This window comes from Mucilaginibacter sp. UYP27 (assembly GCF_040547175.1).
Lineage (GTDB): Bacteria > Bacteroidota > Bacteroidia > Sphingobacteriales > Sphingobacteriaceae > Mucilaginibacter.
This window is the reverse complement of record NZ_JBEPPE010000001.1, coordinates 359631-377816: the sequence shown is the minus strand read 5'-3', so window position 1 is coordinate 377816 and position 18186 is coordinate 359631. Positions and strand designations below refer to the sequence as shown.

At 43.5% G+C, this 18186-nt stretch carries 16 protein-coding genes; 3 read left to right on the top strand and 13 right to left on the bottom strand.

Annotated features, from left to right (window positions below; translation table 11 throughout):
• Positions 1-3: 3 nt before the first annotated feature.
• The 4 genes from ABIB39_RS01605 to ABIB39_RS01590 form a co-directional block, all read right to left on the bottom strand.
• A complete protein-coding gene (locus tag ABIB39_RS01605; protein ID WP_354426848.1) occupies positions 4-555 on the bottom strand; it encodes an NUDIX hydrolase in 552 nt (183 codons plus the stop codon).
• 125 nt (positions 556-680) lie between these two features.
• Entirely contained in the window at positions 681-1469 is a 789-nt protein-coding gene (locus ABIB39_RS01600; RefSeq protein ID WP_354426847.1) for a TPM domain-containing protein, read from the bottom strand.
• A 9-nt stretch (positions 1470-1478) separates the two neighbouring features.
• Positions 1479-1913, bottom strand: coding sequence for a TPM domain-containing protein (locus tag ABIB39_RS01595; RefSeq protein WP_354426846.1), 435 nt, complete (start codon positions 1911-1913; stop codon positions 1479-1481).
• Positions 1914-2031: 118 nt separating this feature from the next.
• The gene (locus ABIB39_RS01590) at positions 2032-2610 is read right to left on the bottom strand and encodes a LemA family protein (protein WP_354426845.1); all 579 of its coding nucleotides are present in this window, start codon (positions 2608-2610) and stop codon (positions 2032-2034) included.
• Positions 2611-2813: 203 nt separating this feature from the next.
• On the opposite strand from ABIB39_RS01590, the gene ABIB39_RS01585 reads away from it, so the two are divergent.
• On the top strand, positions 2814-5102 hold the full coding sequence (locus ABIB39_RS01585) for a GH92 family glycosyl hydrolase (RefSeq protein ID WP_354426844.1): 2289 nt from the start codon (positions 2814-2816) through the stop codon (positions 5100-5102).
• A 215-nt stretch (positions 5103-5317) separates the two neighbouring features.
• On the opposite strand, the gene ABIB39_RS01580 is transcribed toward ABIB39_RS01585, so the two are convergent.
• Positions 5318-5896 (bottom strand): RNA polymerase sigma factor, encoded by a 579-nt coding sequence (locus ABIB39_RS01580; RefSeq protein WP_354426843.1) that lies wholly within the window; start codon positions 5894-5896, stop codon positions 5318-5320.
• A 223-nt stretch (positions 5897-6119) separates the two neighbouring features.
• Here ABIB39_RS01580 and ABIB39_RS01575 point away from each other — a divergent pair, with 223 nt between their 5' ends.
• Positions 6120-7670, top strand: coding sequence for an NAD(P)/FAD-dependent oxidoreductase (locus ABIB39_RS01575; protein ID WP_354426842.1), 1551 nt, complete (start codon positions 6120-6122; stop codon positions 7668-7670).
• A 109-nt stretch (positions 7671-7779) separates the two neighbouring features.
• Here ABIB39_RS01575 and ABIB39_RS01570 read toward each other — a convergent pair whose 3' ends face one another.
• The 4 genes from ABIB39_RS01570 to ABIB39_RS01555 form a co-directional block, all read right to left on the bottom strand.
• Entirely contained in the window at positions 7780-7995 is a 216-nt protein-coding gene (locus tag ABIB39_RS01570; RefSeq protein WP_354426841.1) for a hypothetical protein, read from the bottom strand.
• 103 nt (positions 7996-8098) lie between these two features.
• Entirely contained in the window at positions 8099-8494 is a 396-nt protein-coding gene (locus tag ABIB39_RS01565) for a hypothetical protein (protein ID WP_354426840.1), read from the bottom strand.
• Between the two features lie 13 nt (positions 8495-8507).
• Positions 8508-9083, bottom strand: coding sequence for an RNA polymerase sigma factor (locus tag ABIB39_RS01560; protein ID WP_354426839.1), 576 nt, complete (start codon positions 9081-9083; stop codon positions 8508-8510).
• Between the two features lie 244 nt (positions 9084-9327).
• The gene (locus ABIB39_RS01555) at positions 9328-10872 is read right to left on the bottom strand and encodes a glycoside hydrolase family 10-like protein (RefSeq protein WP_354426838.1); all 1545 of its coding nucleotides are present in this window, start codon (positions 10870-10872) and stop codon (positions 9328-9330) included.
• Between the two features lie 253 nt (positions 10873-11125).
• On the opposite strand from ABIB39_RS01555, the gene ABIB39_RS01550 reads away from it, so the two are divergent.
• Positions 11126-12052 (top strand): DUF8428 domain-containing protein, encoded by a 927-nt coding sequence (locus tag ABIB39_RS01550; protein ID WP_354426837.1) that lies wholly within the window; start codon positions 11126-11128, stop codon positions 12050-12052.
• A gap of 233 nt (positions 12053-12285) precedes the next feature.
• Here ABIB39_RS01550 and ABIB39_RS01545 read toward each other — a convergent pair whose 3' ends face one another.
• From ABIB39_RS01545 to ABIB39_RS01530, 4 genes are all read right to left on the bottom strand, one after another.
• On the bottom strand, positions 12286-15981 hold the full coding sequence (locus tag ABIB39_RS01545; protein ID WP_354426836.1) for a sensor histidine kinase: 3696 nt from the start codon (positions 15979-15981) through the stop codon (positions 12286-12288).
• Positions 15982-16099: 118 nt separating this feature from the next.
• On the bottom strand, positions 16100-16981 hold the full coding sequence (gene fabD / locus ABIB39_RS01540; protein ID WP_354426835.1) for an ACP S-malonyltransferase: 882 nt from the start codon (positions 16979-16981) through the stop codon (positions 16100-16102).
• A 74-nt stretch (positions 16982-17055) separates the two neighbouring features.
• The gene (gene folE / locus ABIB39_RS01535) at positions 17056-17694 is read right to left on the bottom strand and encodes a GTP cyclohydrolase I FolE (RefSeq protein WP_354426834.1); all 639 of its coding nucleotides are present in this window, start codon (positions 17692-17694) and stop codon (positions 17056-17058) included.
• A 9-nt stretch (positions 17695-17703) separates the two neighbouring features.
• Positions 17704-18120 carry a 6-pyruvoyl trahydropterin synthase family protein gene (locus ABIB39_RS01530; RefSeq protein ID WP_354428784.1) on the bottom strand — a complete coding sequence of 139 codons (417 nt, stop codon included), beginning with the start codon at positions 18118-18120 and terminating at the stop codon, positions 17704-17706.
• Positions 18121-18186: the final 66 nt, after the last annotated feature.

The window sequence follows — 18186 nt, the reverse complement described above, 5'->3', positions numbered from 1 at the left end:
GCCCTAACTTAACTCGCCTAACTTCATTAAGGCATAAAATAGCCCGGTGCAATGTAATGCCTGGGCTATTTTATTTTCGGCCAGCAACTGTTTCACTTCGGCAATGGTATATTCTTCTACCACGATGCGTTCGTGCTCGTCAAGCTGTTGTTCCTGTACTTTTTTACCGCCTTTGGCCAGGTAGCAAAAGGTTTTGTTATTCGCGGTAGATGGATTGGCGTACACGGTGCTGATCAGTTCTACCTGGTCGAATAGGTAGCCGGTCTCTTCCAGTAACTCGCGGCGCATTCCTTCTTCCGGGTTCTCACCATCCTCAATTACACCACCGGGGATCTCAAGCGATACGATATTGGCGGCATGCCTGTATTGGCGCACCATCAAAATCTTGTTATCCTGGGTTATAGCAACTGCGTTTGCCCAGTTAGGATATTCTAATACGTAGTATTCGTCTACAATAGTGCCGTCAGGCATTTCGCATTTGTCGCTGCGCAGCGTGGCCCACGGGCCTTTATGGATATAGTGTGATGAAAGGATTGTCCAGTTAAGTTCTGTCATGTTGCAAATATATAGGGCTTTTTATAAAAAAAAAGAGACGCATATAATGCATCTCTACTATAAATATTTAAATCATTAAACTTCTCTTTTTTAGAATTAAGCGATTAGAATTAGAAGTTTTAAAATTACCAACTACCGCTGCTTCCGCCGCCCCCGCCGCTCCCACCGCCAAAGCCGCCGAAACCACCACCGCCTCCGCCACCTCCGGAGAAACCTCCCCAGTCGCTGCCGCTGCTCCGGCCGCTGCCACCAAGCATGCTGCCTGCCAAAAACCACCAGAACGGACTCGCGCCGCCGCGGCCGCCAATAATACGGCCGCCGCCGCCACCGCCACGTTTGCTGAAAATGATGATCAGTACTACTACAACGACGATCACAATAAACCCTATCGGGCTGCCATCGCCTTTGCGTTTAACTGCTCTTGCGTCGGCTTTGTATTCGCCACGCATCGCTTTAATAATATCATCCGTAGCGGCATCCAATCCGCCATAATAATCATTAGCCTTAAAACGGGGCTTCATATCGTTTTGGATGATCTGTTGGGTGGTAATATCAGGCAATGCACCTTCAGCACCGTAGCCTGTTTGGATGGCCATCTTGCGGTCGTCTATAGCTACCAGTATCAAAACACCATTGTTTTTTTCTTTTGTACCGATGCCCCATTTCCTTAATAACTCAACACCGTATTGGTTGATATCATAATCCTTAGTGGTTTTAATAATTACAACCGCAATTTGGGTACTGGTAGAATCGTTATAGGCATTTAGCTTATCCTCAAGTTTTATCTTATCAGATGCCGAGAGGGTGTTGGTGTAATCGGTAACTAATGTGCCCGATTTTTCAGGAATATCTTGTGAGAAGGTTGTACTGATACAAAGCATCAGCCCAAGCCATAGTATTGTTTTCTTTAACATCACTTGTTGTTAATTGCCATCCATAAAGGCGATATCATCGGGCAGTTCATTCTTGTCGTTAAGCAGGTTCGGGAAGTATCTCTGTAGATGCTCGCCGGCTTCTTTTATCCCCGTAATGATGCCCTCTACCAAGTTGCCATATTTGAAATGGTTAAGCATACTTTCTTTTGTGGTGTCCCAAAAATCGGCAGGTACAACACTGTTTATACCGGCATCGCCAATAATAGCAAATTTACGGTCCACCGTGGCTACGTAAATAAGTACCCCGTTGCGCAGCTTGGTTTTGTGCATTTCCAGTTTGGCGAAGTATTTAGCGGCACGGTCGAGCGGGTCGTCGCTGCAAGTTTTTTCCATGCAAACACGCACTTCGCCGCTGGTGTTCTTTTCGGCATCGGCAACAGCTTGCTGTATGCGTTGTTGCTCGTCTTCGGTAAATACGGCCATTGGTTAATTAGTGATTTAGTGATTGATTGTCCCGATAGTTATCGGGATTAGTAATTTAAGAATGTTAGCGAATAAGCGATCTTCAAATCACTAATTCGCTAACGCATTAAATCGCTAATTAGAACGCTACTTTTGGTGCTTTATCAGAACCGGCTTCGCTTTGGAAATACCCTTTAACAGGGAAACCAAACAACTTAGCGGTAATATTAGCCGGGAACGTACGAACCTTACTATTGTACGCCTGTACCGACTCATTAAAATCTCGGCGGGCTACACCAATACGGTTCTCAGTACCCTCTAACTGTACTTGTAAATTCCTGAAGGCATCGTTAGCCCTAAGCGTAGGATAGTTTTCTGATGCAACCAATAAACGGCCTAAAGCGGTGCTTAACTGGCCTTGTGCTTCCTGGTATTTCTGGATGGTTTCCGGTGTAAGTTTAGTTGGATCAACCTGGATTGAGGTAGCCCTTGCGCGTGCATTGGTTACTTCGGTTAAGGTTCCTTTTTCAAAGTTAGCTTCGCCTTTTACGGTTGATACCAGGTTAGGTATAAGGTCGCTGCGGCGTTGGTACTGGGTTTGCACTTCGCCCCATTTGCCTTGAACGTTCTCGTCAGATTTTACCATGCCATTGTAACTGCAGCCACCCATTAGGGCCAATACTACAACAACAGCTATTACGATAAGTAGATTTTTCATTTGTGTGTTTTTGTTTATTTATAGTGATGTGAATTTACAAATTAGATTACAAAACCTGTACCGTTGTTACAAAACGCAGCATTTACGCCATAATGGCAACAATTAGCTGTGTAAATGTAATTAAATACCGCTAACAAGCTATATGATTTTATATTTGCCAACGTTAACACGTTACTGATCACGCATTATCATCCCAGCAATAAATGAAAAAGATATTTTCTGCTCTTTTAATTTGTACCGGCCTGCATGCAGCGGCCCAAAAACCCCACGAAAACTTAGTGCAATACGTAAAGCCTATTATCGGCACACAACGTATGGGCCATACATATCCGGGCGCAACCGTACCTTTCGGCATGGTGCAGCTTAGCCCCGAAACTGATACCGCCAGTTACGAACTTAACGGTAAATACAACCCTAAAGTTTATGAGTACTGCGCAGGTTACCAATACGAGGATAAAACCATTGTAGGCTTTAGCCACACCCACTTTAGTGGTACAGGCCACTCAGACCTGGGTGATTTTTTAATTATGCCAACTGTGGGTGCTTTAAAACTTAACCCCGGCGTTGCCGATAAACCGGGCAGCGGTTACCGCTCGGCTTTCTCGCATGCTAACGAAGTAAGCGCGGCCAACTACTACAAGGTAAAGCTCGATGCCTCAAACATTACCGCCGAAATGACCACCAGCACCCGTGTTGGTTTCCACCAATACACTTTCCCAAAATCAGATCAATCGCATATTATTTTAGATCTGATGGCGGGTATCTATAATTATCCCGACAAAACTGTTTGGACTTACGTAAAGATCCTGAACGATAGCACACTGGTAGGTTACCGCCAAACAAACGGCTGGGCACGTACCCGCAACCTGTACTTTGCTATGGCGTTCAACAAAAAGTTTACTCAGCATGGGTTTAAGAAATATGATAAGCGCGAAGTTTATGGCGGTTTCTGGGGTAAATTCAATCAATCGAAAAACTTCCCGGAGATAGCAGGCAAGCAGATCCGCGCTTACTTTGATTTTAAAACCGAAGAGGGCGAAAAGATCAAGATAAAATTCGCGTTATCGCCGGTGAGCATGGATGGCGCAATGGCAAATATGCAAGCCGAAGTACCGGGCTGGGATTTTGACAAAGTAAAAAACGACGGGCAAGCACAGTGGGAAAAAGAGTTGGAGAAAATTACAATCAACGCTTCTACAGAGCGCAAGCAGGATTTTTATACCGCCATGTACCACACCATGATCAACCCGACCATTTACATGGATGTTGACGGGCAGTACAAAGGCCTCGACCAAAATATTCATAAGGCGGATGGCTTTACCAACTATACCACCTTCTCGTTATGGGATACTTACCGCGCTTTGCACCCGCTGTTTAATATTATTCAGCCGCAACGTAATGCAGATATGGTAAAATCGATGATGGTACATTTTGATCAAAGCCCCGAAGGGATGCTACCTGTTTGGAGCAACTCGGGTAATGAGAACTGGTGTATGAGCGGCTACCACAGCGTATCTGTAATTGCCGATGCTGTTGTTAAAGGCAACGCGCCGTTTGATACCGAAAAAGCTTTAGCTGACTGTGTGGCTACAGCGCGCCACCGCAGTTATGAGGGTATTGGCGAGTATATGGATAAAGGATATATCCCTGATGAGAAAACAGGTGTATCGGTATCTAACACTTTAGAGTATGCTTATGACGATTGGGCTATTGCACAAATGGCTAAGAAATTAGGTAAAACGGACATCTATAATGAATTTATAAAACGCAGCGAGAATTATAAAAATGTGTACGACAGCAAATCGGGCTTTATGAGGCCAAGACTCGCAGATGGTACTTTCCGCGCTAAGTTTGACCCATTAAGCACCATTAACGAAGGTTTTATTGAGGGTAATGCCTGGAATTACACGCTGTTTGCACCTCAAGATCCCGAAGGTTTAATAAAACTGATGGGAGGCAACAAGCGCTTTGTGCCTTATTTAGATTCGTTGTTTACCATGAACCTGCCGGATAAATACTTTGCCGAAACAGAAGATATTACCCGCGACGGTATCATTGGCAACTACGTGCACGGTAACGAGCCATCGCACCACGTCGCATATTTGTACAACTGGACAAACCAACCATGGAAAACTCAGGAACGGATCCGAATGATATTGCCACGTATGTACAAACCAACCCCGGATGGTTTGGGCGGTAACGACGATACCGGCCAGATGAGTGCCTGGTACATTTTCAGTTCGATGGGTTTTTATCCTGTAGCGCCGGGTTCAGTTGATTACTCCATCGGTAGTCCATCTGTAAACAACGCCACCATACAGGTTGGAAGCGGTAAAACTTTTAACATCGTTGTGAAAAACCAAAGCGAGAAAAACGTTTACGTACAAAAAATGACCCTGAACGGTAAGCCATATACGGCCTTAACCTTAACCCACCAAGATATTATGAATGGGGGCGAGATGGTGTTTTACATGAGTGCAAAGCACAAATAAGAAAATAGAGTGAGGAGTAGAGATTAGTTGAATAATATTGAATAAATATTGTCGAAGTATAATTGAAAGGTGGGTAGCGGGAGTTGCTCACCTTTTTGATTTATTGATCAATCCGGCGGGCTTGCCGGTAACAATCAATAAATCGTTGTGATTAGGTTTGTATAGGTTATTCTATAAATTCTTTAATTAAAAAAATTCCGGTTCAGACGAACTTACTATCCTGCCATGCAGTGGCGCTCTCTTATAGCCAGGCTGTTCAATTTTTCTTTAAGGATGGTGCGGGCACGGTGCAGAGTAGTGCGCGATAATAATTCGCTCATGCCTAATTTGCTTCCTATTTCCTGGTGAGAAAAACCTTCTATAGCGTACATGTTAAATACCGAACGGTAGGTGTCCGGTAACTGTTGCACCATGTTCATCAGGTCGCGGGCTTCTAAACCGTTATCGTTGTAGCTGCTGCTAACCGGAATGCCTTGCTCAGCAAAATCCTCAACCAAAACCACATTTTTAGCCTTGCGGTAACGCGAAATAGCACTGTGTACCATAATACGGCGGATCCATCCTTCAAGGCTCCCTTCGCCACGGTAATTGCCCATGTTCTTAAACATTTTTATAAAGCCTTCCTGCAATATATCCTGGGCTTCGTCTTTATCTTTAGCATAGCGCAGGCAAACGGCAAGCATTTTTGGCGCTAATACCTTATATAACATTTCTTGTTGCTTTCTGTCGTTACGCAGGCAACCATCCCAAAGGGTTTGTAAGCGGTTATCAACGGTAGTCATCATCATCTTCATTATTTAATATGTAATGGCCTATGCCAAAATGCAACCATTTTTATAAGTTGTTGATTTTAAGGTATATAAATTATATGATGAGTGAAAAGTGTTCGGTATCGTACGGTCAACCGTTCTTTACCGAACGTCTTTTTTAAAAAAAGACTGCCCACTGCCAACTAAAAACTGCTAACCGAAAATATTATCTTTGCACTATCCGGGATAAAAACCCGGCAATAGCAACATGGTAAAAGAAGTAGAAATTGTATGCCCGCCCGGGGAGCAGGAAGATGAAGCAGTTTTAATTGGTCTGGCTTCGACAGCAATAAATATCCCGCAGCAAAAAATTACCGGTATCAAGATCCTAAAGCGGTCTATTGACGCGCGTGGCCGAAAGGTGCTTTACCGCATGCAGGTACGCGTCTTTGTAGATGAGCCTGTACAAACGGAGATCTATACCCCCGAATATAAAAGCATTAAGGATAGTAAAAAAGTGCTGATAGTGGGTGCCGGCCCTGCGGGGATCTTCGCCGCGCTGCAATGTATTGAACAAGGGCTAAAACCTATGATACTGGAGCGAGGTAAAGATGTTAAACAACGCCGCCGTGACTTGGCGAATATCAACAAACAAGGCCTGGTAAACCCCGAAAGCAATTATTGCTTTGGCGAGGGCGGGGCAGGCACATACTCCGACGGTAAACTTTACACCCGCAGCACCAAGCGTGGCGATGTGAATAGCGTACTTAAAACTTTTGTAGCCCATGGTGCGACCGATGATATTTTGGTGGATGCCCGCCCGCACATCGGCACCAATAAACTACCGCAAATAATCACCGCCATGCGCGAAAGTATTTTAGAAGCAGGCGGCGAGTTTTTATTTGACACCAAGGTAACCAGCCTGTTGGTGAGTTTCGGTAAGATACAAGGCGTACAATTAGCCAATGGCGAAAAGCTATTGGCAGATGCCGTAATATTGGCTACAGGCCACTCGGCACATGATGTTTTCAGGATGCTGTATAGCCAGGATATTTTAATAGAGGCCAAGCCATTTGCACTCGGCGTACGGATAGAACATCCGCAGGAAATTATTGACCGTGCCCAGTACCACTGTGAATACCGCGGCCCGGATTTGCCCCCTTCATACTATAATTTGGTGGAACAGGTGGAGGATAGAGGTGTGTTTTCGTTTTGTATGTGCCCCGGCGGAATTATTGCCCCCTGTGCTACCGCGCAGGATGAGATAGTAGTGAACGGTTGGAGCCCAAGCAAACGCAATAATCCTTTTGCCAACTCGGGTACGGTGGTACAGATAAACATGGAAGACGTAAAGGGGGATATGAACGATCCCTTTCGCATGCTGAACTTTCAGCAACAGGTAGAGCACCTGGCTTTTAAAGCCGGCGGCGGTAACCTGGTTGCCCCTGGCCAGCGCATGGTTGATTTTGTAGAAGGCCGTGTATCTTTGGATTTGCCCGAAAACTCTTACCTGCCCGGTTGCAAAAGTGTAGACCTGAAAGAGGTGCTTCCTGACTGGATCCATAACCGCCTGCGCAAAGCATTGCCTGCATTTGGCCGTAAAATGAAGGGGTATTATACAAATGAAGCCATATTAGTAGGGGTAGAATCGCGCACGTCATCGCCCATCAAAGTGCCCCGCGACCGCGAAACCTTTCAACACCCGCAGGTAGCAGGTTTGTTTCCTTGTGGCGAAGGTGCGGGTTATGCCGGAGGTATAATCTCCGCCGCGATTGATGGTGTCAATTGCGCTGACGGGGTAAAAAGGTATTTTAGTTAATTAAAACGCGTCATTGCGAGGTACGAAGCAATCTCTACACAAGCAGGTCCGCCCTGTATAGCAAAGAGATTGCTTCGTGCCTCGCAATGACGCGAGGAGAATAATTTACTTAATAAGGCAGTTCCTCGCAGGTAAACCCGGCTATTTGCAGCATGTGATTTATAGTTTGCGGCTCAACGCCGCTGCTTACAACGCGCAGGATATTGTCGCAATCTTCCAAATCAAAATTATATTGGCGTATCTCGGCCAGCGAAGTTAGCAGCGGATGGATCCGGCTTACTTCCTGCTTGTTGGTAACGCTTGTTTTAAATATCAGCACATCCATGATAGAGTGAGTTTTTAGTTGTAGGTTATTGGGGTGCGGGATTCCGGTGTGGGGAGCGGCTATAAATTGATTACTCCTCGCTTCCCACACCTCGGTCCGGCATTTATTCTTTTTCTGCAATCGGCTCGTCTTTCCAGGCATCGCGCCAATCCTTACGCTCGTTGCGTGGTTTGCACCAGGCAAAGCGGCTTTCCATTTGCTCCTTAAAACGTGTACGATCTTCCGGCGACATGTCTTTTAGCCTTTCTTCCATCATTTGCTTACGGCGCATCCATGGTGGGCCACCCCCGCCCCGGCCTTTGGGCCCGCCAAAACCAAATAGTATTTTACATAGCACAAATATGCCCATGGCCTGCCAGTAAGTAATGGTTGTTACGTGTAAAATATCGGGTAGCAGGTTGTTCCAAAGCTGCATTACTACATAACTAACAAGAGCTAATATGGCTGCGATGCCTATGGGGAAAAATATGAACCTGCGTTCGTAAAATAACTTTTTCATTTTGTTTCTTTTTTTAATATTCTGTAATTTCTTTATACAATTGTTTTAACCGCTTACGCAGATGCAATACTGCGTAGCGTTTACGCGATACAAGCGTGTTGATGTTCTCGCCTGTTTTTTGGGCTATCTCTTCAAACGGCATATCGTCAAGCTCCTGCCAAATAAATACCTGGCGTTGGTTTTCGGGCAGCTCGTCAAGCGCTATAAAAAGCTGGTCCCAAAAAAGATTGCGCAGGTAAGTGGTTTCGGGCGTGGTTGGTTCGGTAAGCAGTATCGATTGAAAATCAAAATTATCTTCCTCGTCATCACCCGCGGCAGGCAACATATCATCCAACAAGGTTTCGGTACGTTTTTTATGCTTGTCGATGATCCTGTTTTTTGCCACACGGTACAACCACGCGCTGGTTTGCTCTATAGGCCCGGCATTTACCACATTGCTAAACTGATACCAAACATCCTGCAGGATGTCCTCTGCATCGGCATCGTTTTTTACCCGCTTGCGGATAAATCCCAACAGGCTTTTACCATACGACGCAATGGTTTGTATGATATGGCTGTTGTTATCCTGGGGCATCGATGCTGCTGTCAATTTATGATGTGTTTAAATATAAAGACGAGCCACCTTTAAAAACATTTTAAATTATTTTATTTTTTTGGAGATAGGATGGGTAAGCGAGGCAGGGCGGGTTTACTCACCCCGTCCCGGTAGCTATCGGGATCGCTGCGCTCGTCTACCCTCTCTTCGCTGCGCGGAAAGAGGGTAAAAAAAAGTTATTAATATTCAAACCCCCTCTTTGCGAAGCAGAAAGGGGGTGATGGGGGAGTAAATTTTACTACAACGTTATTGCCATAGTTGGCGTTCGGTCGCTTTCGTTCTTAAGCCTGTCAAGCGCGGTTACAACGTAGAAATAGGTTTGCCCTTTTTGGACGTTACTATCCATATATAATGGCTCGGTATCGTATTGGATATGCAGGATGTTTTTGGGATCGCCCAGGTCAAATTTCTCATTTCCCTGGAAACGGTAAATCACATAACCATAAACGGTTTCATTATCCGCAGCGGGCAATGGTGCCTGCCATCTCAGCATTATACCCTTTGCTTCGGGTTTAGCAGTGAAAGCCTGCGGGGCATTCGGCGGGATCGAATCTCGCCATAGCATTGGTGGCGGCAGGGCCGGGTATCGGTAAAAATCTTTCTTTAAAGTATCTACCAAATGATTAGCATTGGCCATCAACGTTTGCGACCTAAAGTAAACACTGCCCTGCACTCTCGGGTTAGCCCGGATCAAACGTAACTGGTTTGGTATCTCAGATGGGTTTTTAAACGCGGGGCTGCGCTGCTCATAAAAGCGGTATGGCCCCTGGCCAATGTATAAATGCCTGTTGTAAGTATTGTTGCTCCACCAGTTTAACAAGGTATCAAATGATGCGGCGCGGTTGCCAATGTGCCAGTAAATTTGCGGGTTAATGTAATCTATCCAGCCTTCCTGCATCCATTTGCGGCTATCGGCAAAGTTTTCGATGTATGACGAACCACCATTGGTGGCAGAACCATCGGGGTGCTGGCTTTTATTGGCCCAAATACCAAACGGACTGATACCGAACTTCATATTTGGTTTATACTTGTGGATGCTGTCGGTAAGCATGTGCACCAGTTTATCAACGTTATCGCGGCGCCAATCTTTTATATTATCAAAGCCCTCGCCGTATTTGTTAAAAGCATCCAAGTCGTTTATTACTTGGCCTCTTACCGGGTAGGGGTAAAAGTAATCGTCCATGTGAATGCCGTCAACATCGTAGTTTTTTACCACATCTAATATTACCTGCACAATGTATTCGCGCACCTCGGGTAAACCGGGGTTAAATAATTTTATGCCATCGTAATAAAAAAACCACTCGGGTTTAGTGCGGGTGATATGATTAAGTGCCAGGGTCCAAAATTTATTATCAAAGGTTGCACGGTAGGGGTTAAACCAGGCGTGCAGTTCCATGCCGCGCTTATGGGCTTCGGTAGTGGCAAATTCTAAAGGATCGTAACCGGGTTCCCGGCCTTGGGTGCCGGTTAAATATTTTGACCATGGCTCACGGCTTTTAGCGTAAAATGCATCGGCCGCCGGCCTTACCTGGAACATAATGGCATTGATACCCGCCTGCTGATGAAAATTCAATTGGTTTAGCAAGTCTTTTTTTTGAGCTTCGGCAGTAGCGCGGGCATTGGTTGGCCAATCGAGGTTTACAACGGTGGCTATCCATACACCTCTAAATTCGCGCTTGGGCTGGGTTTGGGTAACCAGTTCTGGCGTAACGCTTTGTGCAATTGACAGGGAACATATAATTGAAAAGAAAACGGTAATAAATAAGTATCTGTAGAATTGCATTAAGTACGTGTTTTATTTTTAAAGCCTCAAAGATATAAACTCATAACTAAGCTGTTTTAGTATTAGTATAATAATTACAGCTATTTTGTGTTTTATTGATATTGTATTTATTTTAGCCCGGCCCTGTATACGTACAAACAACACGAATTTTACTGCGTTGTGTTAGTTTTTACCTATATTTATAAATAAGAAGTAAGATAAATTATACCAGGTTACCGGCCTGTTATATTATCATAACCTTTAACTAATTACTATGGAATACCAATCATTTGATAATCAGCCTAACCAAGCGCCTAAAAAAAATTCGAACGTAATTTACTTTTTGATAGCGGTTGTGGTTGCATTATTAGGTACCGATGTTTACCTATATACGCAAAAGAATAAGTCGGACACGAAAATCGTTTATCAAAATGATGAGAAAACCAGGCTGCAAACCGAGCTTGACAGCCTTGAAGCGCAAATAGAGCAGGTTAATGCGGGCAGATCAAAAATGTCGGTTGCTATGCAGGCAAAGAATGATTCGCTGCGTGTGAAGATCCGTGTGTTAAGAAGTGAACTTGCCAAAGGTAAACTTACTGTTGCCGAGCTTAACAAAGCCCAGGAGGATATTAAACAATTGAGATATTTTGTTACCAAATACACTGCCGATATCGAAGAGCTTAAAAAGGAAAATTCGACCTTAGCTACCGAGCGGGATACTTTAAAGACCAATTTAGCCACCGTTAGCCAAAAGGCTACAGCGCTTGAGCAAAAGAACCAGGAACTTGATACCAAGGTTAAGGTAGCATCGGCCATTAAGGTAGCCACCGCCGATGTTGTTGCATACAAGGTAAAAAATAGCGGTAAAGAAAGCGACGTTACAAAAGCCAAACAGGCGCAAAAAATTAAGATAAACTTTACTGTCGCCACTAATGCTGTCGCCGAAAAAGGTCTGCATGACGTGTATGTACGTATTATTGACCCAACTGGAAACCTGATCACCCAAAACGATTCGGGTACATTCAGCGCCGATAGCCAGGATCTGCAATTTACCTACAAAACTTCAATCGACTTTAGGGATGATGGTAGCGGTTATACTATCGACTGGATAAATCCTGTACCGTTCCAAAAGGGCACTTACACTGTGCTTTTATATGCGGATGGTTACACTATGGGTAAAACCAGCATCACACTGAAATAAAGAATTATTTACATCTTCAAAGACCCGGTTGCATTTGCAATCGGGTCTTTTTTGTCCATGCCTGCTGGCGCATGCGTGCGTAACTTCAAATATTGTAATATGTCGATGGATGTAGTATCATAATTACACGCCGAACGCCGGGGCCCGAAAAGGATAGCGAAGGTATTGCTTACACATTCGGTTGGCTAACTGCAATCGGCCACTTAGCCACGCTTAAAATTACAAGGCTGTAATTATACTGTCTCCGAACTATCCGCAGGAAAGCTTAAGTAAAAAGTGGTGCCCACATCAATGGTAGTTTCAAACCATACCTTACCATTGGCATTTTCGATAGAGTTTTTAACGAATGCGAGGCCCAATCCGGTGCCCGAACTTTTGGTAGTGAAGTTTGGCTCGAAGATCTTTTCGCGCATATTTTCCGGGATGCCATTACCATTATCTTTTATGGTAAGCAATATGTTTTTAGTGGTAACAAGGTAATTAATATCGATAACACAGTTACGCTCTTGCGGGGTTGCTTCAATAGCATTTTTAAGCAGGTTGTTAAAGCAACGCAGTATCTGGTCGCGATCGGCACCAATATAGAATGGTGTTGTTGGCGGCTCCATGGCTATGGTAACATTATCCATCTGTTTAAAAATGGTGACTGCTTTACCAAAAATCTCAAAAATATCCATTCGTTCTATTCGCGTATCAGGCATTTTGGCAAATGCCGAAAACTCTGATGCGATAGACGACAAACTCTCAATTTGCTCCACAAACGATTTGCTGAAGCGCTCAAACTTTTGGTCAAATTTAGGGTCTTTATCCCTCCATGATTTATCAAGTAGTTGTAAACCCAGTTTAAGCGGCGTTAACGGGTTTTTAATTTCGTGCGCAACCTGCTTTGCCATTTCGCGCCAAGCCGTTTCACGTTCAGACTGGGCAAGTTTTTGGGCACTGTTCTCCAATGCGGCTATCATATTATTATACTCTTTAACCAACGCGCCTATCTCATCGTCTCGGTCCCATTTAATAGGCTCGTTCTTTTTACCGTAAATTGTTTTACTTAAGTTGTATTGGATAAAATTTAGCGGCGCGGTAATCTGGCGGGCTATAATCACTGCGAATAAACCAATGGCTATAAACACCAGCGCATAAACGTTTATCATGATGTTAAGTAACGACCCAATGCGCTCGGTATAATCAGCAACGTTTGCAAAGTAGGGCAGTTGCAGATAGGCAATGGTTTGGTGCTTAACGTTACGGATAGGGGCATAGGCAGCGGTATATTTCAATAACCCTATCTTTTCTTCGCTTACCACCTCAGATTTTTGCATGCCATTTAAAGCGATAAATGCGCGCCCGTTCATTTGGCGGCAAAGCAAGCCATAATCGTAAATCTTGGGCTGTGTTGTAATCAGCAGTTTACCCTCGAGGTTAAACAGGCTAAGATCGGCCGAGTAAGTGTTGGCCAAATCATCAAATTGTATCTTGCTGTTTTCTGTAATATTACTTGTGTAATTAGTAATTGGCCCGTCCTCCAAAGCTGCGGCTATCTGCATTATTTTAGACCGGATAAGCTTTTCTTGCTGGGCCTGGTACTGTGTGCTGATAGATACGAAGGTAATTATGCCAACCAGTATCAATGTGATAACCACAGCAAATATCATGGAGAACTGGATGCGTGTTTTATAAAGTATCCTATCTAACGTAAATTTAAATGTCCACTTAATACGGTCGTTATTTACATTTAGTATTTTAACGCGGATCCATATTAAACGAATGAGAATGATACTGCCACCAAAGGCCAGGAACACTACAAAGAAAAACGTAAGCGCGGTAATTGTTGAGAGCAGGACATTGTTTTCTTGCGTTACAACAATAAGGTTACGGTTAGCCGGCTTGTACAGTAAATGGCTGTAAGTTGTAAACTTATTGGCAAAATCCTGCTTGGTGCTTTGGGTGGTTTGAATAATATACTTTTTAAGCGGGCCTTTAAACTCGTTATTGCGGATGCTATAAACATAAGTACCGCTTTGCCCAATAAGAGTATTATCGGTATAAAACGCGAATGAATAATTTTTAAATTCATCGGCACTGCCCTTTACCTCTTTATCCACTAGCAGATCGGGGAAGGTGCCTGCGGCTAATAATGGTTTTGACTTAAGTTCCACCACAATAGTGCCCAGCTTTTTAGTGCCATCCATTACCGGTAGTATGGCAAAATAACTTTGAAAGCCGAAGGATTCATTTTGGCGATAGAAATATGTAGACACCTTAAAAGAACTATACACCACCATATCCTTAAATACATCAAGCGAATAATTTTTATCAACAGAGATAGGTTGATCTAAGTTGTCGTACTCATGTACTTCAAAATCGTACTTGGACAGGTATCTGTCAAAATACATCTTTTGAAGGCGAGTTTCCAGGTAATCTGATGTGTGGTCGGATTTTTTGTAATAGTTTACTAATAATGGATCAACAATAATTTCTTTCTCGATCTTCTTAAACAATACGTCGGCAGTGGCATCATCCGGCACTTCAAGCCTTTGTATTAGTACTTTGCGCAGGTTCTGTTCTTTAATGGCTTCAAAATGGTTAAGTTTTATTGAAGCGATAACGGCGCATATTAATACAATACTTAAAAAAGATGTGGCTGTGAATTTTTTGTCGCTATATAAAAAGGCGTAGCCTCTTATAACAACCATTGTCATCCACAGCAGGTAAAACAAGCTAAACTCCCAATAAAAAGCAGTGATTGCCGTAGCTATAATTATACTGCATAAGAAGATAAGTAACTGTTGTAAAACAGGGATATCCAACTTAAAGCAAAAAGTTAATATAACCTCGTTTAGCAATACAAACATCATAAAGCTAAAGCAGAGCATAAGCACCCCCAGCAAACTAAAACCCGAAAGGTTAAGTACGTTATTTACATCGAAACTGATGGTAGAGTTGAGAACCAAACCATAATACACCCTTAAAAGGTTAGTGGATGTAACAATAAGTAAAAGTATACTGCCAATAAGTATTGCATAACTTACTGCTTTGCCCGGTATCCTGCTCATGAGCCTGAGCCGATACGTGTAGGCAAATACAACAAGCCAGCACATAAATAATATGTTGATACAAAAATCGCCAAGGGAACGGAATATTGGCGACGAGGCATACAGCTTAGGGCTAAACAGCGAAAGTTCCTGCGTAAAGTTTGGCCAGCCGTAATAAAGGTTTACAAACCTAAACAGTACTGCAAAGCCCGCCATAAACAATAACGCCCAATATATATATCCTTTTTGGGTGAGGTAAATCGCTATGTTATTTACCAATATTAAAAGCGTGAGGATGGCCAATAACCAGAAGCCGGCTACAATGTAAAAAAAGCGGTGGTTAACACCTTTAACGAGTTTTAACGAGAACAGGTACACGTTATTAATATTGTGTACGGCATAAACATTCTTATCGGTAAAATCTGCTATGGCTATATTGTCATCAATAGTAAGATCTTTAGCGAAGATATTTTCGAGGTATTCGTTTGTGAATGGATAGCTGGTTTTTACCGGGATAAAGAATATAACAGATGTATTACCCTCGGTTTTTTTGATTGTTTCGTAATATCCGTTTGGTTGTTTGATAAACGAACAACCCTCTTTTACCTTATTAAAATTGGTGGGTATAATTTTGGCACCGGTCCAAAAATCGAGTTCTCCATTTTTATAAACAAGTATCCAAATAGCGTTGTCTATTGTATACTCGTTAATATACTGCAATCCTTTGGCAGGAGTGTTGCGTAATTGCTTTATCTCGTTAAAAACCTGCTTATCCTTTATTGAATTATAAATTAGCGTTTCTTTACCATGCAGGTTGTTTTCTAATAATTTGGCCGTTTGTAAAAGATTATTATCGGGCGTATATGTGCCTTCTACAACTATTGCTGTAAATAGCAATGTTGTAAATAACAATCCCAATAATACACGTATTTTCCCGGCGGTGCTCAAACTTTAATTCTACTCTAAATCATCTTTAAATAAAGCCATCCGTTAACTAAAGCATGGCTTATTATAACTATTCTATCACGGCACTTGCCGTAGCAACTTCGCGGTTCACCTTTTTAACAAGGCCTTGTAATACCTTGCCCGGGCCAACCTCGGTAAACGAGGTAGCGCCATCTTCCAGCATGTGCTCAACGGTTTGTGTCCAGCGTACAGGGCCGGTTAACTGCGCTATCAGATTATGTTTTATATGTTCAATATCTGTATATGGTTTTGCATCGATGTTTTGATACACCGGGCAAACGGGCTCTTTAAATTCGGTATTTACAATTGCAGCCTCCAGTTCAACGCGCGCGGCTTCCATTAAAGGCGAGTGGAATGCACCACCCACGTTTAATTTAAGCGCACGCTTGGCACCTGCTTCGGTCATTTTGATACAAGCAGCTTCAACACCCGCCTCTGTACCGGATATTACCAATTGACCAGGGCAGTTGTAATTTGCAGGCACAACTACGTCTGTTAAACGTTGGCAAATATCTTCTACTGTAAAATCATCTAAAGCTAAAATAGCTGCCATGGCACCGGGCTGTATCTCGCAAGCTTTTTGCATTGCATTTGCACGAGCGGCCACTAAACGCAGACCATCGGAAAATGATAACGCGCCAGCGGCCACTAATGACGAAAATTCGCCCAGTGAATGCCCTGCAACCATATCCGGTGCAAAATCAGGTAACACTTTAGCCAATATTACCGAGTGCAGAAATATGGCGGGTTGGGTAACGTTGGTTTGCTTAAGATCTTCCTCGGTGCCATCAAACATTACATCGGTAATGCGGAACCCAAGAATTTGGTTAGCTTGTTCAAATAATTCGCGGGCTTGCTCGCTTTGTTCGTAAAGGTCTTTACCCATGCCAGGGAACTGGGCACCCTGGCCCGGAAAAATGTATGCTTTCATTGTATAGTACTTTTTATTAGATGCGAAAGGCGGGTAATCAGTGCGTTTTCACATTCATCAACCCACTCTTCGCATTAACTTAATTTCGAAGAAATCAGGTTTAAAAATTCTGTTCTGGTTTGGCCTTTCAAAAACTCGCCGGTAAATGCCGATGTGGTGGTTACCGAGTTTTGTTTTTGTACGCCGCGCATGCTCATGCACAGGTGCCTGCACTCAATTACCACGCCAACTCCTATAGGGTTAAGGGTTTCCTGGATGCAATCACGAATTTCGTTTGTTAAACGCTCTTGCACCTGCAGCCTGCGGGCAAAAACGTCAACTATCCTCGGGATTTTGCTTAGGCCCACTACATATCCGTTAGGAATGTACGCAATGTGCGCTTTACCGAAAAATGGCAGCATGTGATGCTCGCACATGGAATACACCTCAATATCTTTTACAATTACCATTTGGCTGTACTCTTCCTTAAACATGGCCGAATTCAGGATCTCTTTTGCATCCAGGTCATAACCGTGTGTAAGGTAAAGCATGGCTTTTGCTATACGCTCGGGGGTTTTAAGCAGGCCTTCGCGCTCGGGGTTCTCACCTATCTGTTTTAAAACGTCAAGGTAATTTGCCGACAGGTTTTGGATCAGATCAGGGTTATAGCGGTCAATTTTTTGATAGCCGTTAATGCCCTCGTCCCTGTCGGGAATGTTATCGTGGTCAGTCATGGGTTTGGTTTATCCGCCAAAGTATTCAGCAGAGTTATTTTCTGTTTCGTACAATTTTACCGAGTGCAGGAATACGCCCGGGTAAGCCTCGATAGGGCCTTTAAGTTGGTTGAAGATGCCAATGCAAAGCAATTCGGTTGATGCCATTATGCCCTTCATAAATTCAACATCCATATTGATGTTCTTATGGTCCAGCTTTTCAATAACGTATTCGTTAATAATAACCTTAAGGTCTTTAAGATCCATCAGGTAACCGGTTGCGTGGGTTACTTCGCCTTTAACGGTTACAAACAGGTTGTAATTATGGCCGTGCCAGTTTTGGTTGGCACATTTGCCAAATACCTCGTTGTTTTTCTCTGCGCTCCATTCCTCGCGGTACATGCGGTGTGCGGCGTTGAAATGTTCCTTGCGCGTAATGTGTATCATCATAGCAATTAATGGTGCAAATATACAAAACAAAAACAGGCGAGTTGTTTTATCTTAGCTGTCAAA

What these genes read in the sequence shown, in the direction of transcription:
- ABIB39_RS01555 (WP_354426838.1), bottom strand. Translation starts at nt 10,872, where the DNA reads ATGCAATTCTACAGATACTTATTTATTACCGTTTTCTTTTCAATTATA.
- ABIB39_RS01565 (WP_354426840.1), bottom strand. Translation starts at nt 8,494, where the DNA reads ATGAAAAAGTTATTTTACGAACGCAGGTTCATATTTTTCCCCATAGGC.
- ABIB39_RS01585 (WP_354426844.1), top strand. Translation starts at nt 2,814, where the DNA reads ATGAAAAAGATATTTTCTGCTCTTTTAATTTGTACCGGCCTGCATGCA.
- folE (WP_354426834.1), bottom strand. Translation starts at nt 17,694, where the DNA reads ATGACTGACCACGATAACATTCCCGACAGGGACGAGGGCATTAACGGC.
- ABIB39_RS01590 (WP_354426845.1), bottom strand. Translation starts at nt 2,610, where the DNA reads ATGAAAAATCTACTTATCGTAATAGCTGTTGTTGTAGTATTGGCCCTA.
- ABIB39_RS01600 (WP_354426847.1), bottom strand. Translation starts at nt 1,469, where the DNA reads ATGTTAAAGAAAACAATACTATGGCTTGGGCTGATGCTTTGTATCAGT.
- ABIB39_RS01530 (WP_354428784.1), bottom strand. Translation starts at nt 18,120, where the DNA reads ATGATACACATTACGCGCAAGGAACATTTCAACGCCGCACACCGCATG.
- ABIB39_RS01605 (WP_354426848.1), bottom strand. Translation starts at nt 555, where the DNA reads ATGACAGAACTTAACTGGACAATCCTTTCATCACACTATATCCATAAA.
- ABIB39_RS01580 (WP_354426843.1), bottom strand. Translation starts at nt 5,896, where the DNA reads ATGAAGATGATGATGACTACCGTTGATAACCGCTTACAAACCCTTTGG.
- ABIB39_RS01575 (WP_354426842.1), top strand. Translation starts at nt 6,120, where the DNA reads ATGGTAAAAGAAGTAGAAATTGTATGCCCGCCCGGGGAGCAGGAAGAT.
- ABIB39_RS01595 (WP_354426846.1), bottom strand. Translation starts at nt 1,913, where the DNA reads ATGGCCGTATTTACCGAAGACGAGCAACAACGCATACAGCAAGCTGTT.
- ABIB39_RS01570 (WP_354426841.1), bottom strand. Translation starts at nt 7,995, where the DNA reads ATGGATGTGCTGATATTTAAAACAAGCGTTACCAACAAGCAGGAAGTA.
- fabD (WP_354426835.1), bottom strand. Translation starts at nt 16,981, where the DNA reads ATGAAAGCATACATTTTTCCGGGCCAGGGTGCCCAGTTCCCTGGCATG.
- ABIB39_RS01550 (WP_354426837.1), top strand. Translation starts at nt 11,126, where the DNA reads ATGGAATACCAATCATTTGATAATCAGCCTAACCAAGCGCCTAAAAAA.